This is a genomic window from Rouxiella sp. S1S-2 (assembly GCF_009208105.1).
Lineage (GTDB): Bacteria > Pseudomonadota > Gammaproteobacteria > Enterobacterales > Enterobacteriaceae > Rouxiella.
In genome coordinates this window covers 232,944-248,064 of sequence record NZ_WFKL01000001.1, presented here as the reverse complement: position 1 = coordinate 248,064, position 15,121 = coordinate 232,944, and the positions used below count along the sequence as shown (strand labels likewise).

Genomic DNA, 15,121 nt, shown 5'->3' with positions numbered 1-15,121 from the left:
TATTGTTGAAAGAAAAATCAGTGTTTTTCAGATGCCATCGACAGATAGACAATCGTCAGAACCATGAAGATAAAAGCTTGCAGCGTAATGATCAGGATGTGGAAAATGGCCCAAGGCACACTTAGAATCCACTGTGACCACCACGGCAGCAGGCCAGCAATAAGGATGAAGATCAACTCACCCGCATACATATTGCCAAACAGTCGCAGACCCAGTGAAACTGGTTTGGACAGCAGGCTGACGCCTTCAAGAATCAGGTTAATCGGAATGAAAACCGGATGATTGAAGGGTTGCATTGTTAGTTCCTTAACGAAACCACCAACGCCTTTCATCTTAATGCTATAGAAAAGAATCAAAATGAATACGCCCAGAGCCATCGACAACGTAACGTTTACGTCAGCGGTAGGCACAACACGCAGAGCTGGCAAACCGATAACATGCTCGCCTAAGTAAGGCAGCAAATCGATTGGCAGCAAATCCATCATGTTCATCAAAAATACCCAGACGAACACAGTAAGTGCGAGAGGCGCGATCACTTTGCTTTTACCGTGATACATGTCACGCACGTTGCTGTCGACGAAACCAACAACCAGCTCTACGGCCGTTTGCAGTTTACCGGGAACGCCACTAGTGGCGCTTTTGGCGACGCGATGGAAAATAACCAAAAAGAGTACCCCGAGGACCACGGAGAAAAACATCGAATCGATGTTAATCGACCAGAATCCCGTCCCAATCTGAAGCTGTGTCAGATGGTGACCGATATACTCTTGTGGAGTAGAGATTTCTCCTGATGCAGACATGATGCCTCTTACCCTTTAGTAGTTAAGTACGGTTATCTACGGTTACGACCGATTAATGACGGCCGGAGCTACTATCTGCGTGATTAGCACAGATAAATAGGCCACACCCAACGGAGCAAAAGCAGCCTTGAACAGACCCAGCGCGATAACCAGCAAAGTTATGGTAACCACAACCTTCAGCGCTTCCCCAATGGCAAATGACCAGGCAACTCGTCCAGAGACCGTTGTTTGCGCCTGTTGGCGCCACGCATACAGCATAAACAGTGCATTCGGTAACCAGGCAGCTAATCCTCCCATAAGAGCGGAGGTAGACCACGACAGGCTTTTCAATCCAAATGCTGCACTGAGAAGGACAAACGTCAATAGCTGCAGTATTAACAGCTTTCTCGCTACTTTCCCGCCGTTCTTATCGTATAAGGAGTAAGACACAGACATGACGTTTATTCTCTCGTACCTAACTGGAGGTATGCTGAATGCCGTATAACACTGCCTTTACCCAAAGGAGTCAAGCAGCAAAAAACGTGCAAATTATACGGGCCACTCAAACGAATTCAATGGATAAGTAGCGAAAAGGTGAACAATTATTTAAATTACCCTTTTTAGAGCTATTTTCATAAGGAAACTATAGCGCTAATTAACTACAAATCGACTGTCGAGTTATTCCATTAATCAACAAAGAATCGTGCGCGAGATCACAAAAATCTGTTTTATTCGCATTTTTCTCAGAGATTTTAAGAATTACATTATCTTATAGAAACTTCAAAAAGTCATTAAAAACAGAAGCTTAATTGATTCAGCTTTTTATAAAAATGTCGCTATCAATTAAAACCCCTCTTTTTATACATCCACACAACAAATAACAACATTTCGTTCACAATTCGAATATCGAGCACTTAACGGAAATTCAATTTCAAGTGTGATTATTTCGCAACGTATTAAAGCCAAAAGGTCAATCAGGTGATATCGAGGTGTAAAATGCAGGTAAAAAGCGAATAAACAAGCAAACTAGTTAGCTTGCTTATTTTTACCTTTATTAAACATCTGCTTTTTAGGCATTTTATTGACTCAGAACAAGCTTAGCTTGCTTTCAAAATCACCAGATGCCTTTCACCGTCCAATTCTGGTACGCGAAGCTTAATTATCTCTTGCAGCTGAATGCCCTGCGGCAAGGTATCGAGTTCATCATCAGGACGCAATCCCTTCAGCGCATAGAAACGCCCCTGCCCTTTCACCGGTAAGTGGTGACACCAGGTAAGCATATCGTGCAGCGAAGCAAACGCGCGGCTGATAACGCCGTCAAACGCCGGCTCGGGAATAAACTCCTCTACCCTGCTCTGCACTGGCTCAATATTGGTCAGGCCCAGTTCATGTTGCACTTGGCGCAGGAAGCGTACGCGCTTGCCCAGGCTGTCGAGCAGTGTGAAATGCGAGTCGGGTCGCACAATGGCCAACGGAATACCTGGCAGACCTGGACCGGTGCCAACGTCGATAAAGCGATTTCCCTCTAAATGCGGATTGACCACGATACTGTCGAGAATATGGCGCACCAGCATTTGCATTGGGTCGCGAACCGAGGTGAGGTTATACGTTTTATTCCACTTATGCAGTAACTCGACGTAGCCAATGAGCTGATGTTTTTGCTGATCGGGTAGCGCTATTCCTGCCGCAGCAAGCAGCGAGTCCAATTTCTTTTGCATGGGTTGTCCTTGGGGCATTCTGAAACCGCAGGCCCGTTTTGATGACCGGGTCTGCGGCATGGCGACTCAATCAGGCGCTGCGACGCAGCAGGCCTTGTTTTTTCAGCCAGATCAGTAGAATCGATATTGCAGCCGGGGTTATCCCGGAAATGCGAGTAGCTTGTCCAATTGACGTCGGACGATGATCGTTAAGCTTGGCGATCACCTCATTCGACAGGCCGTTGACCTGTTGATAGTCCAGCGTTTCTGGCAGAAGCGTGTTTTCGTTGCGCTGCTGTTTTTCAATCTCTTCCTGCTGACGTGCGATATAACCTTCGTATTTAACCTGAATTTCGACCTGTTCAGCAGCCTGAGGGTCACTGACTGCCGGTGCAAAAGCTTCAAGGCGGGTCAATAGGTCATAGGTCATTTCAGGACGACGCAGCAGCTCTTCGGCACTGGCTTCTTTAGAAAGCGGCGCAGAGAGATGTGTGTTTATTTCTTCAACCAGCGCATGACGCGGGTTAACCCAAATGCCACGCAGACGTTGCCGCTCAAGCTCGATCATTTCGAGTTTTTCGTTAAAGCGTGCCCAGCGAGCGTCGTCTACCAGACCCAGCTCACGGCCTTTTTCAGTCAGACGCAGATCGGCGTTGTCTTCACGCAGCATCAGGCGGTATTCAGCACGTGAGGTAAACATGCGGTACGGTTCTTTAGTGCCCAGCGTACACAGGTCGTCGACCAATACGCCGAGGTAGGCTTGATCACGACGCGGCGCCCAGCCTTCCAGCTCTACGGCGTTGCGTGCAGCGTTGAGACCAGCAAGCAGACCCTGCGCCGCGGCTTCTTCGTAGCCGGTGGTACCGTTGATCTGTCCGGCAAAGAACAGGCCCTTGATAAATTTGCTTTCCAGTGTCGGTTTCAAATCACGCGGATCGAAGAAATCGTACTCGATGGCATAGCCAGGACGCATTATCACCGCATTTTCCAACCCCTGCATGGAGCGTACGATTTTCATCTGTACGTCGAAAGGCAGACTGGTGGAGATCCCGTTTGGATAAATTTCGTTGCTGGTCAGGCCTTCAGGCTCAAGGAAGATCTGATGCGCGTTACGATCGGCAAAGCGCATCACTTTGTCTTCGATCGACGGACAATAGCGTGGGCCGATCCCTTCGATGATCCCTGAGTACATCGGGCTGCGATCCAGATTATTACGGATCACGTCATGCGTTTTTTCGTTAGTGTGCGTGATATAGCACGGGATTTGACGCGGGTGCTGCGCCGCATTGCCCATGAACGAGAATACGGGAGCAATGTCGTCGCCGTGCTGTTGGCCGAGCACGCTGAAATCGATAGTACGTGCATCAATGCGCGGCGGGGTTCCTGTCTTCAGGCGATTGACGCGCAAAGGCAGTTCACGCAGACGCTGTGACAGAGATATGGCAGGAGGATCGCCTGCACGGCCACCGCTGTAGTTTTCCAGACCGATGTGGATTTTTCCGTCAAGGAAAGTTCCCACGGTCAGCACGACGGCTTTGGCACGGAATTTTAGGCCCATCTGGGTCACAGCGCCGACAACGCGATCGTTTTCGACGATCAGGTCTTCAACAGGCTGCTGGAATATCATCAGATTAGGCTGGTTTTCTAACGCAGTTCGTACGGCCTGGCGGTAAAGCACGCGGTCAGCTTGAGCTCGAGTGGCTCGCACGGCGGGTCCTTTGCTCGCGTTTAGTATCCTAAACTGAATGCCGGCGTGATCGACTGCCGTTGCCATCAAACCACCGAGTGCGTCCACTTCTTTAACCAGATGTCCTTTCCCGATCCCGCCAATGGCAGGGTTACACGACATCTGTCCCAGCGTGTCGATATTGTGGGTCAATAACAGGGTTTGACGTCCCATTCTGGCTGAAGCCATTGCCGCTTCAGTGCCTGCATGGCCACCACCGATGATGATGACGTCAAATTGATCCGGATAAAACATGGTACTGCACCTCGAAGTTCAACGAACGATCGTATTGCGTTGGGAAAACGGATTCTACGCGAGTTTGGAGCTTCCACAAGTCCCAGGGGATCGTCACTAATTAAAAGAAGATCTTTTTATTTAAAGATCTCTTACTACTAACTCTTATTAGGATCGCGATCTTCTGTGTATAAGTCATTATTGTCTATTTAGATCAATATGCTATAGAGGATCGAATGCTGTGAATGATCGGTGATCCTGGACAGTATAAGCTGGGATCAAAAGAGCTACTTATGCACAGCCCCCCAAGCGACCTAAGGTTGTTAGAGGGATAACTACCGGTTTCACACCGCTTTTAAGCCTAGTTATCCACATCTGATCGGGTAAAATTTACACTTATCTGAGCAAATTAATCCAATTTAGGACCCAAACCTCGGCCGGATCTTCAGGAATTTCGTGTTGCGTCACGTCGATCTCAAGGCGATCGCCGATTCTTTGAGCACCCAAAGCCGTTATTTTTTGATCCAAAGTGCGGATCGCACCACAAAAAATATCGTATTCGCTGCTGCCTAAACCGACGGCACCAAAGCGAACGTTTGACAGATCGGGTTGCTGATCGTCAATTTGCTCAAGAAGGGGCTGAATATTGTCAGGAAGCTCCCCGGCACCGTGAGTGGAAGAAACCACCAGCCAAATACCGCGGGTTGGGAGCTCATACAGTTCAGGACCGTGGAACAGCGCGGTGGTAAAACCGGCTTCTTTCAGCTTCTCTTCTATATGTTCAGCAACATATTCTGCGCCGCCAAGCGTACTGCCACTGATCAGGGTGATATCAGACATAAGGCTCTTACCCGAAAAAAGAATGGCTATTGTACGCTGTGAATGAGCTGGGATCTACCTGTGGATAATGAGGTATTAAAATTTATTAATTATGGCTGGATCGTACGCATGATGGGGTTTTGTAAGGAGATTAGGGTTTCCGTAGACTGGATCTCGTCGATAGTCTGTATCTTGTTGATAAGTACCTGCTGCAGCGCATCGATGGAGCGGCACATTACTTTGATGAAGATGCTGTAGTGGCCGGTGGTGTAATAGGCTTCAACCACTTCTTCCAGGCTTTCCAGGCGCTTAAGGGCAGAAGGGTAGTCTTTGGCACTCTTGAGAATGATGCCGATAAAGCAGCAAACGTCGTAGCCCAATCGCTTCGGATCGACGTTCACTCGGGTGCCGGTAATGATGCCTGCCTGCTTCATTTTCTCGACCCTGACGTGAATAGTGCCCGGACTGACATTAAAAGACTTGGCCAGTTCGGCGTAGGCAACGCGGGCGTTTTCCATTAATGCGTTTAATATCCCGCGATCCAGATCGTCTATTTGATAGTTATCAGACATTTATTATCTCTCTTTTATTAACGCTTCCAACGTCGTTGTACGCGGCTTTTCATTCCAGTATCGAAGCGCCAGATATGGTCAAAGATACGCATAATTGCCGGTTTTCCATAGTGCGACATGGCAAGGGCGTGAAAACGATGGCGGTACTGCGTCTGCTGCTGTTTGACACGCTGTTGGATTTCGTCGGGCAGCCGCTGGGCGATAAAGTCCGAAATAATGACCGCATCAGCGTCCTGCCACTCCGGCGTCGCCAGTTTGTCGAGCGTGGCACTCAGGCAGGCGGAAAGATCCGTTCCGCCTCTGAAATGCTGTCCCAGAAAACGCATGGCCTGATCCAGACCGCTGGCCGATGTGAGTTCATAGTGAATCACTTCGCTGGCGAACAGCATGATGTAGCAGCGGCGATTGTCCGCCAGCGCAATGCGCAACAGGGCAACACAAAAGGCCTTGGCGCACTGCTCGTTGAAGCCGCCCATTGAACCTGAGGTATCGACGCACACCACAAACGGGCCACGCGGCTGCGGTTCCTGCTGTTGATATACCACCGGACGCATCACCTCTTTTTCTCGCCATACGTCACCGTGCAACTGGTAGGTCATCAGACGCTTTTCCAGCAGTCGCCGATAAAACTCGAACTCAAGCTCGGCAATGCCTATCGTCGCCAGTTCTGAGGGCAGCAGGCGCATGATGTCATCACTGTGATGGATGCCGTTCACCTCTTCAGGAACGGTGGCCGGTTCCCTGACCATCAGGCGATGCGCTTCAAGAATGGTCTCTTCGTGGGGATTGGCCTTTGCCGTCTGGCTACGTCCCAGCTGCTCAGCTAGCTGTTGCAGCTCAGGCTGTTGCTGTAAAAAGGTGCCGTAGCGGACCAGCGACTGATAGTCGCCGCGCTGGCGCTTTCCTTTACTCATGTCCCACAGTCGGCCTGCGGCACCGTCGTTTTCGACTAATAAAGGAGAGAGTTCGCCGCTCAGCTCAAGCCGCTGTTCCAATTCGTTTTGCAGCTGCTCCTGCTCTTGCTCCAGCAACTGATGATGCAGAGTCACGGTCTGGAAAGTGATATTCAGCCGCCAGCGCTGCATAAACAGGCCGTGAAAGCTGCTGTTTGGGCCTCTTTGGTTGGCGGTGGAGATATTGTCGGTTAGCGAGCGCGCCTCGGTGGCAAAAGGCGAGTTAAGCTGTTCGAGCTGAACAACCGTGCTCTCCAGCTCCGTATTAAACGTAGAGGCGCTGCTCTGCTGACAGTGCTGGTAAAGATAGAACTCTTTCGCCAACCCCTGAGGCACCGGCGTATCATGAATGCGCTGCTGTAGCCTGAAGCGCCACTCCGGCAAATCTTTGGTCAGTGCGCGCTTGAGCCGAGGGAATTTTTCAAAGAACACCTGCAGCTGCGGCGTAGCCAGCAGTGTGATGATCAGTTCATCAATAAGCTCGGCTTCTTTAATGGCCAGCATGACGTCCAGCGTTTCCAGGCTGAACATGGTTTAGCTTCTGCCAAACAGCTGTTGTTGTTGCACCAGCTGTTCATTAACGCGGATCAGACTGGCTTCTATTTTCGCCGTCCACTCCAGCGGAACGAACAGGCACGGATGGTGCTGGTTAAACAGCTGGCGCTGCTGGGTCAGAGATTCACCTAGCGTGGTTAGCGTATTTCTCATCTCCTCCGGCACCGTGATGTGCTCATTGCCTGGCAAGGTAAGGAAGCTTGGCTGACGACTCACGTCGAGAATAACCAGCTGCAGTTTATCGTCGACTTCAACGTCTACAGCCTGCGCAAAACCGATCCCGTTGAGTTTCGCCTTTAGCTGCCCACCCTTATTAAGCCATTCGACCATGGGTTCACGGTCCACCAGCAGATGGTTGACCTGAATGTCGTGCAGGTGCAGCGGCTGTTGCAGAAACAGGGTAAGGCTGGTGGACGACAGCGATTCCGGCAATTGATACTGCGGTCTGCGACTGAACATTCCTGATTTTTTACTGACTTTTAACGCCTGACGCGTGCTCTGCTGCTGCTGATAATGCATCCATTGTTGATTGAGTTGCTGAATTTTTAAACTTAAGCTTTGCTGCTGGTAGGCCTGCTCGGTGATGCTCTGCTCAATCTGCGTTTGCAATAAATGATAAGAGCTCATGTCATGCCACAGGCAGTCTTTAAGCAGCACGACATCAACCGGGGCAACCGACTGACGACCGCTAAAGAACGCGCAGGCCTGCAGCAGCCGCAGGGCTTTTTTCCAGCGACGGTCTGAAACATAAGGGGCGGTTTCAAGCGCGCCGAGGCGTTGGCGCAGCTGAAAGATAAGCTCGAAGCAGTGTTCGGTGAGGTTGACCTTCTCTATTTCCGGCTGCCACTGCTTGTACTCCTCATCGGTGATGCTAAGCCCTTCTGCCACCGGATGCGTGTTCTCAGAATGCCGGCTGGTGAGCAGTGATCTAAAGTTTTGTTTGTCCTGTACGCGGTCCAGCCACAGGCGGATCAACATGCGATCGTAGAGCGCTTCCAGGCCGCCGTCGGCCTCGGGCAGTTCGTTGGAGGCACTGACCAACAGGCGCATCGGGATCGCCTCTTCACTGTCGCCATTGCGAAAACGTCGCTCGTTTATTGCGGTCAGCAAAGTATTAAGGATCGCCGGACCGGCTTTCCATATTTCATCAAGAAAGACAATTTCTGCCTCCGGTAAATAGCCCTGAGTGAGGCGCAAATAGCGGCCTTCGTCCTTTAGTGCCTGAATTGAAAGCGGACCAAACACCTCTTCTGGCGTAGAAAAACGGGTCATCAGATATTCAAAGGCGCGGGCATCGCGAAACGCATATTTTAAACGACGGGCGATCAGACTCTTGGCGATACCCGGTGGGCCAAGCAGAAACACGCTTTCGCCACACAGCGCGGCTAACAGGCAAAGACGTATGGCCTCCTGCCGTTCATAAAGGCCGTTTTCCAACGCATTAGCCAGTCGGGTGATTCGTTCTGCCAAAAGAGGTGATTGCGCCATAATGTGTTTTAAACTGCCCCAAATAGTGACTTAAGTGATGGAATAGTGGACTGTGAGCTGCTAATAAACCATGATTTTTTTCTGAGAACTAGCCCGTTGATTATTAAAATTATTCTATTTGCAGAAATGTGATCGCCTGCGATGAATTGTTTGCTTGTCTTTGTATTAAAGGGTAGGCAATCTTATTTATTCGTGCATACTGTGCGCCTTTTGGTGGGTTTAAAGGAACTGCCAACCCACATAGCTTACGGATTTTGGGCAAAAGAATTTTTAGCCAAATACTCAAGTCAGCCAAATGACAAAGCATAAAAGAAACCAATTATGAGCACAGAACATAAACGGTCACTACCCGCAGTAACCTTGGCCGCCATTGGTGTGGTTTATGGTGACATCGGTACCAGCCCTCTCTATACACTGCGAGAGTGTTTTTCCGGCCACTACGGTTTTAACGTCGAACCCAGCGTGGTATTTGGTTTCCTCTCCCTGATTTTCTGGTTGTTGATTATTGTCGTCTCGGCAAAATATCTCTCCTTTGTTTTACGGGCTGATAACGCGGGAGAAGGCGGTATTTTGACCCTGATGTCGCTCGCCGGCAGAAATACCTCGGCAAGAACCACCGCCGTACTGGTTATTCTCGGTTTGATAGGCGGCAGTTTCTTTTACGGCGAAGTGGTGATTACGCCCGCGATGTCGGTGCTTTCCGCGATGGAAGGTCTTGAAATTGCAGCGCCAAGCCTCGATGCCTATATCGTCCCGCTCTCAATTTTTGTTCTTACCCTGCTGTTCTTCATTCAAAAACACGGAACCGGACTGGTCGGCAAACTTTTTGCCCCAGTGATGCTGCTGTGGTTTTTGGTGCTGGCGGTATTGGGTATTAACAGCATTATCGGCAATCCCGAAGTGCTACGTGCAATTAATCCGATGTGGGCAGTCAACTTCTTTATCGAGCATAAATCCTTCTCCTTCCTGGCATTGGGCGCGGTCGTGTTGTCTATTACCGGCGTCGAGGCGCTGTATGCGGATATGGGGCACTTTGGTAAACTGCCGATTCGCCTGGCCTGGTTTAGCGTAGTTCTGCCATCGCTGGTGTTGAACTACTTTGGTCAGGGCGCGCTGTTGCTTAAAAATCCTGAGGCGATTAAAAACCCGTTCTTCCTGCTGGCGCCTGACTGGGCGCTGCTGCCGATGCTGATTCTGGCCACTCTGGCGACCATTATTGCCTCTCAGGCGGTGATATCAGGAGTGTTCTCCTTAACCCGTCAGGCAGTTCGCCTGGGGTATTTGCCGCCGATGCGCATCATTCACACCTCAGAGATGGAAGCGGGACAGATTTATGTGCCGGTCATCAACTGGCTGCTCTATTTCGCGGTGGTCATTGTTATCCTCGGCTTCGAGCACTCAAGCAATCTGGCCGCGGCCTACGGCATTGCGGTGACCGGTACTATGGTGCTGACCTCTATACTCTCGTGCACCGTGGCCTATAAAAACTGGCACTGGAAAGGTTTTATTGTGGCAGTGCTGGCGGTGATTCTACTGTTCATCGACGTGCCGCTGTTCGCTGCCAATGCGACCAAAATACTGTCAGGCGGCTGGCTGCCTCTGGTGCTGGCGCTGATGATGTTTATCGTGATGACCACCTGGAAAAGCGAGCGCTTCCGCCTTATGCGCCGTATGCACGAGCACGGCAATTCACTTGAGGCGATGATTGCTTCGCTGGAGAAATCTCCGCCGGTGCGTGTTCCCGGTACGGCGGTCTATATGTCCCGCGCGACCAACGTCATTCCGTTTGCTCTGCTGCACAACCTCAAACACAACAAAGTGTTGCACGAGCGGGTGGTGCTGCTGACTCTGCGGACTGAAGATGCGCCGTTTGTGCATAACGTTCGCCGCGTCACTATTGAGCAGATGTCGCCGACTTTCTGGCGTGTGGTGGCGAGCTATGGTTTCAAAGAGACACCTAACGTAGAGGAAGTGTTCCACCGCTGTGGCCTTGAAGGTTTGTCGTGCCGCATGATGGAAACCTCATTCTTTATGTCGCACGAGTCGCTCATTCTCACTAAACGACCTTGGTATCTCTACTTCCGTGGCAAGCTGTTTATCGCCCTGAGCCGAAACGCCCTGCGCGCCCCGGATCAGTTCGAAATTCCGCCAAACCGCGTGATTGAGCTGGGAACCCAGGTCGAGATTTAATCTTTCTGGTCGTCATTATTTAAACGCCGTGGGTCAACGCCTGCGGCGTTTTGCATTTCGTCTTATCACCAGCCTTATCGTTTTATTCCACTTAATGGTTTACTCGCCGTTTACCTGTCAGCGAAACGTTTCGACAGCGATCACAAATTCATCGTCTGCCCATTGCTACGGCGTACAGATTTTCTAGAATCAGTTACCAGCGAAACGTTTCGCTGTTGGAGCTGATAATGAAGAAAGCCATGTTGTTGAATGCCGACGTTTCACAGGTTATTGCTAAATTGGGTCATACCGACACCTTGGCGATTGCCGACGCCGGTTTACCGATCCCCGCGACCACGCAGCGAATCGACCTTGCCCTGACGCAGGGTGTGCCGACCTTTTTACAAGTGTTTGCCACCGTTATCAGTGAGATGCAGGTGGAGCACGCCGTGCTTGCCGAGGAAATCAGGCAGCATAACCCCGAGCTTCACGCCACGCTGCTAGGCCAGTTGAAACAGCTGGAGCAACAGCAGGGAAACACCATTACGTTGGAATATGTTAGCCATCAGGCTTTCAAACAACAGACACAAACTACGCGTGCCGTGATCCGCAGTGGAGAATGTTCGCCATACGCTAACGTTATCCTGTCTGCCGGCGTCACGTTCTGAGGTCTCTATGCAACCTTTGCTGCAACTCTCAGGGATTGATAAAGCCTTTCCCGGTGTAAAAGCCCTGTCGGGCGCCGCGCTTAGCGTGTATCCGGGAAAAGTTATGGCGCTGGTGGGTGAAAACGGCGCGGGCAAGTCAACGATGATGAAAGTGCTGACCGGTATCTATCAAAAGGATGCCGGAACGGTTCATTTTCTCGGTAAGGAAGCCAGTTTTAACGGGCCGAAGGATTCCCAGGAAGCCGGGATCGGTATTATCCATCAGGAACTTAACCTGATCCCGCAGCTGACCATTGCTGAGAACATTTTCCTCGGCCGTGAGTTTGTTAACGGACTGGGGAGAATTCAGTGGAAAAAGATGTACGCCGAAGCCGACAAACTGCTGGCTCGCCTGAATCTGCGTTATAGCAGCCATCGACTCGTGGGTGAACTGTCGATTGGTGACCAGCAGATGGTCGAGATTGCCAAGGTGCTGAGCTTCGAATCGCAGGTCATTATCATGGATGAGCCGACCGATGCACTGACCGACACCGAAACCGCCTCCTTATTTAGCGTGATAAACGAGCTTAAGGCTGCCGGGTGTGGCGTGGTGTATATCTCGCATCGCCTGAAAGAGATTTTCGAGATTTGCGACGACGTGACGGTATTTCGCGACGGCCAGTTTATTGCTGAACGTCCCGTTAGCGAGCTTGAGGAAGACACGCTGATTGAAATGATGGTGGGACGGCGGCTTGAGGAACAGTATCCGCGAATCAACCATGCCCGCGGGCCGCTGCGCTTGTCGGTAAATAATGTTTCGGGACCGGGTGTAAAAGACGTCAGTTTCGCGCTTTACGGCGGCGAGATCCTCGGCGTTTCTGGCCTGATGGGGGCCGGACGTACTGAACTGATGAAAATTCTTTACGGCGCACGCAAAAAAACCGCAGGCACAGTCTCACTTGAAGGCCGTGAAATTCAGACCCGCACACCGCAGGACGGCCTGGCTAACGGCATCGTTTATATCTCTGAGGATCGTAAGCGCGACGGCTTAGTGTTGGGTATGTCGGTTAAGGAAAACATGTCGCTGACCGCGCTGCGTTATTTCAGTCGCCTGGGCGGCGGGTTAAAGCACGCAGAAGAGCAGCAGACGGTGAGCGATTTTATCCGTCTGTTCAATATCAAAACCCCGTCAATGATGCAGCCTATTGGCCTGCTTTCCGGCGGTAATCAGCAGAAAGTGGCTATTGCGCGCGGGCTGATGACGCGTCCCAAAGTGTTGATCCTCGATGAACCGACGCGCGGCGTCGACGTTGGGGCCAAGAAAGAGATTTATCAGTTAATCAATCAGTTCAAGCGTGAAGGTCTGAGCATCATTCTGGTCTCCTCCGAAATGCCAGAAGTCATTGGCATGAGTGACCGCATTCTGGTGATGCACGAAGGGCATTTAAGCGCTGAATTCCCTATAGAACAGGCGACGCAAGAAGCATTAATGGCGGCCGCTGTTGGCAAGCAATACGGCGTGAACCAGGAGTAAATGACAATGAGTTCTCAGACAATACCGGCCAATAAAAAGCGCTGGATCAGTAAAGAGTGGTTGTTAGAGCAGAAATCCCTGATTGCGCTGCTGGTGCTGATTGCGGTGGTCTCTTCAATGAGTCCAAACTTCTTCACGCTCAATAACCTGTTCAATATTCTGCAGCAAACCTCGGTTAACGCCATTATGGCCGTGGGCATGACACTGGTCATTCTGACTGCCGGTATCGACCTGTCAGTAGGCTCCCTGCTGGCGCTGACCGGCGCGGTGGCCGCTTCTGTGGTGGGGCTTGAATCCAGCGCCACGCTGGCTGTTATTGCCTCGCTGGCGCTGGGTGCGGCGGTGGGAGGGATCACCGGTGCTATTGTTGCCAAAGGCAAGGTGCAGGCGTTTATCGCTACGCTGGTAATGATGCTGTTGCTGCGCGGCGTGACGATGGTTTACACCAACGGCAGTCCGATAAGTACCGGTTTTAACGACGTCGCCGATACTTTTGGATGGTTCGGGATTGGTCGCCCATTGGGCGTGCCGACGCCGGTGTGGTTAATGGCTGGCGTTTTTGCTGCGGCCTGGTACATGCTGCACCACACCCGTCTCGGTCGTTATATCTACGCGCTGGGCGGTAACGAAGCAGCAACACGCCTGTCGGGTATCAGTGTCGATAAAGTTAAGATTATTGTTTATTCACTTTGCGGGCTGCTGGCGGCACTGGCGGGCATTATCGAAGTCGCGCGTCTCTCTTCTGCGCAACCCACGGCGGGGACCGGCTATGAGCTGGATGCCATTGCGGCGGTTGTATTGGGCGGCACCAGCCTCTCCGGAGGGAAAGGGCGCATTCTCGGTACGCTGGTGGGTGCGCTAATACTTGGATTCTTGAACAACGGCCTGAATTTGCTGGGCGTTTCTTCTTATTACCAGATGATTGTTAAAGCAGTCGTTATTCTGCTGGCAGTCCTGGTGGATAACAAAAGCAACAAATAACCTCCCCTACAGGAATATATACGATGACGATGTCTATGAAGAAAGTTGCATTATGGGTTTCTGCCGCTGCGTTAACCGCGTCATTCAGTGCTAACGTGCTGGCGAAAGACACCATTGCGCTGGTGGTTTCCACACTGAACAACCCGTTCTTTGTTTCTATGAAAGAAGGCGCGCAGCAGGAAGCCGATAAATTGGGCTATAACCTGGTGGTGCTTGATTCACAAAACAATCCGGCAAAAGAGCTGGCCAATGTGCAGGACCTGACCGTTCGCGGCACCAAGCTGCTGCTGATTAACCCGACAGACTCGGATGCGGTGGGCAACGCCGTGGCAATGGCCAATCAGGCGAAAATCCCGGTTATCACCCTGGACCGTCAGGCAACCAAAGGTCAGGTTATTAGCCACGTTGCGTCTGATAATAAAGTCGGGGGTAAAATGGCCGGTGACTTCATCGCTAAAAAACTGGGTGATAATGCCAAAGTTATTGAACTAGAAGGGATTGCCGGAACGTCTGTTGCCCGCGAGCGTGGTGCCGGTTTTAAAGAAGCCGCTGATGCGCATCATTTCAAAATGCTGGCCAGCCAGCCTGCAGATTTCGATCGCACCAAAGGTCTTAACGTCATGCAAAACTTGCTGACTGCGCACCCAGACGTTCAGGCAGTGTTTGCTCAGAATGATGAAATGGCGCTCGGTGCACTGCGTGCGCTGCAAACGGCGGGTAAAACAGATGTGCTGGTGGTCGGCTTCGACGGCACCGAAGACGGTATTAAAGCGGTTAAAAGCGGGAAATTGGGCGGAACCGTTGCTCAGCGTCCTGACCAAATTGGTATTATCGGTGTAGAAACCGCGGACAAAGTGTTAAAAGGCGAAGCTGTTCCAGCGGTCATTCCGGTTGATCTCAAGCTGGTTGCACAACCTTAATAGATATGGCGCCACTCTTTGGGGTGGCGCCACTGATTGGGAATAAA

At 51.1% G+C, this 15,121-nt stretch carries 13 protein-coding genes; 5 read left to right on the top strand and 8 right to left on the bottom strand.

Going from position 1 to position 15,121, the window contains the following annotated elements; translation table 11 throughout:
* Positions 1 to 17 precede the first annotated feature (17 nt).
* From atpB to ravA, 8 genes are all read right to left on the bottom strand, one after another.
* Positions 18 to 800 (bottom strand): F0F1 ATP synthase subunit A, encoded by a 783-nt coding sequence (gene atpB / locus GA565_RS01160; RefSeq protein ID WP_152197040.1) that lies wholly within the window; start codon positions 798 to 800, stop codon positions 18 to 20.
* A 42-nt stretch (positions 801 to 842) separates the two neighbouring features.
* A complete protein-coding gene (gene atpI, locus GA565_RS01155; protein ID WP_082457376.1) occupies positions 843 to 1,235 on the bottom strand; it encodes a F0F1 ATP synthase subunit I in 393 nt (130 codons plus the stop codon).
* 641 nt (positions 1,236 to 1,876) lie between these two features.
* The gene (gene rsmG, locus GA565_RS01150; RefSeq protein WP_152197039.1) at positions 1,877 to 2,497 is read right to left on the bottom strand and encodes a 16S rRNA (guanine(527)-N(7))-methyltransferase RsmG; all 621 of its coding nucleotides are present in this window, start codon (positions 2,495 to 2,497) and stop codon (positions 1,877 to 1,879) included.
* A gap of 70 nt (positions 2,498 to 2,567) precedes the next feature.
* A complete protein-coding gene (gene mnmG / locus GA565_RS01145; protein ID WP_055775382.1) occupies positions 2,568 to 4,457 on the bottom strand; it encodes a tRNA uridine-5-carboxymethylaminomethyl(34) synthesis enzyme MnmG in 1,890 nt (629 codons plus the stop codon).
* Between the two features lie 375 nt (positions 4,458 to 4,832).
* Positions 4,833 to 5,276 carry an FMN-binding protein MioC gene (gene mioC, locus GA565_RS01135; RefSeq protein ID WP_152197038.1) on the bottom strand — a complete coding sequence of 148 codons (444 nt, stop codon included), beginning with the start codon at positions 5,274 to 5,276 and terminating at the stop codon, positions 4,833 to 4,835.
* 89 nt (positions 5,277 to 5,365) lie between these two features.
* Complete coding sequence (asnC, locus tag GA565_RS01130; RefSeq protein WP_055775375.1) at positions 5,366 to 5,827, bottom strand: transcriptional regulator AsnC; 462 nt, start codon at positions 5,825 to 5,827, stop codon at positions 5,366 to 5,368.
* A gap of 17 nt (positions 5,828 to 5,844) precedes the next feature.
* Entirely contained in the window at positions 5,845 to 7,311 is a 1,467-nt protein-coding gene (gene viaA / locus GA565_RS01125; protein WP_152197037.1) for an ATPase RavA stimulator ViaA, read from the bottom strand.
* Between the two features lie 3 nt (positions 7,312 to 7,314).
* A complete protein-coding gene (gene ravA, locus GA565_RS01120) occupies positions 7,315 to 8,823 on the bottom strand; it encodes an ATPase RavA (protein WP_152197036.1) in 1,509 nt (502 codons plus the stop codon).
* A gap of 321 nt (positions 8,824 to 9,144) precedes the next feature.
* On the opposite strand from ravA, the gene kup reads away from it, so the two are divergent.
* From kup to rbsB, 5 genes are all read left to right on the top strand, one after another.
* The gene (gene kup / locus GA565_RS01115) at positions 9,145 to 11,013 is read left to right on the top strand and encodes a low affinity potassium transporter Kup (protein WP_055775365.1); all 1,869 of its coding nucleotides are present in this window, start codon (positions 9,145 to 9,147) and stop codon (positions 11,011 to 11,013) included.
* A gap of 227 nt (positions 11,014 to 11,240) precedes the next feature.
* Positions 11,241 to 11,660, top strand: coding sequence for a D-ribose pyranase (rbsD, locus tag GA565_RS01110; protein WP_055775362.1), 420 nt, complete (start codon positions 11,241 to 11,243; stop codon positions 11,658 to 11,660).
* 7 nt (positions 11,661 to 11,667) lie between these two features.
* Positions 11,668 to 13,173, top strand: coding sequence for a ribose ABC transporter ATP-binding protein RbsA (gene rbsA / locus GA565_RS01105; RefSeq protein WP_152197035.1), 1,506 nt, complete (start codon positions 11,668 to 11,670; stop codon positions 13,171 to 13,173).
* Positions 13,174 to 13,179: 6 nt separating this feature from the next.
* A complete protein-coding gene (rbsC, locus tag GA565_RS01100) occupies positions 13,180 to 14,154 on the top strand; it encodes a ribose ABC transporter permease (protein ID WP_152197034.1) in 975 nt (324 codons plus the stop codon).
* A gap of 29 nt (positions 14,155 to 14,183) precedes the next feature.
* On the top strand, positions 14,184 to 15,074 hold the full coding sequence (gene rbsB / locus GA565_RS01095; RefSeq protein WP_084984279.1) for a ribose ABC transporter substrate-binding protein RbsB: 891 nt from the start codon (positions 14,184 to 14,186) through the stop codon (positions 15,072 to 15,074).
* Positions 15,075 to 15,121: the final 47 nt, after the last annotated feature.

What these genes read in the sequence shown, in the direction of transcription:
- mnmG (WP_055775382.1), bottom strand. Translation starts at nt 4,457, where the DNA reads ATGTTTTATCCGGATCAATTTGACGTCATCATCATCGGTGGTGGCCAT.
- rbsC (WP_152197034.1), top strand. Translation starts at nt 13,180, where the DNA reads ATGAGTTCTCAGACAATACCGGCCAATAAAAAGCGCTGGATCAGTAAA.
- kup (WP_055775365.1), top strand. Translation starts at nt 9,145, where the DNA reads ATGAGCACAGAACATAAACGGTCACTACCCGCAGTAACCTTGGCCGCC.
- asnC (WP_055775375.1), bottom strand. Translation starts at nt 5,827, where the DNA reads ATGTCTGATAACTATCAAATAGACGATCTGGATCGCGGGATATTAAAC.
- rbsA (WP_152197035.1), top strand. Translation starts at nt 11,668, where the DNA reads ATGCAACCTTTGCTGCAACTCTCAGGGATTGATAAAGCCTTTCCCGGT.
- rbsD (WP_055775362.1), top strand. Translation starts at nt 11,241, where the DNA reads ATGAAGAAAGCCATGTTGTTGAATGCCGACGTTTCACAGGTTATTGCT.
- ravA (WP_152197036.1), bottom strand. Translation starts at nt 8,823, where the DNA reads ATGGCGCAATCACCTCTTTTGGCAGAACGAATCACCCGACTGGCTAAT.
- mioC (WP_152197038.1), bottom strand. Translation starts at nt 5,276, where the DNA reads ATGTCTGATATCACCCTGATCAGTGGCAGTACGCTTGGCGGCGCAGAA.
- viaA (WP_152197037.1), bottom strand. Translation starts at nt 7,311, where the DNA reads ATGTTCAGCCTGGAAACGCTGGACGTCATGCTGGCCATTAAAGAAGCC.
- rbsB (WP_084984279.1), top strand. Translation starts at nt 14,184, where the DNA reads ATGTCTATGAAGAAAGTTGCATTATGGGTTTCTGCCGCTGCGTTAACC.
- atpB (WP_152197040.1), bottom strand. Translation starts at nt 800, where the DNA reads ATGTCTGCATCAGGAGAAATCTCTACTCCACAAGAGTATATCGGTCAC.
- atpI (WP_082457376.1), bottom strand. Translation starts at nt 1,235, where the DNA reads ATGTCTGTGTCTTACTCCTTATACGATAAGAACGGCGGGAAAGTAGCG.
- rsmG (WP_152197039.1), bottom strand. Translation starts at nt 2,497, where the DNA reads ATGCAAAAGAAATTGGACTCGCTGCTTGCTGCGGCAGGAATAGCGCTA.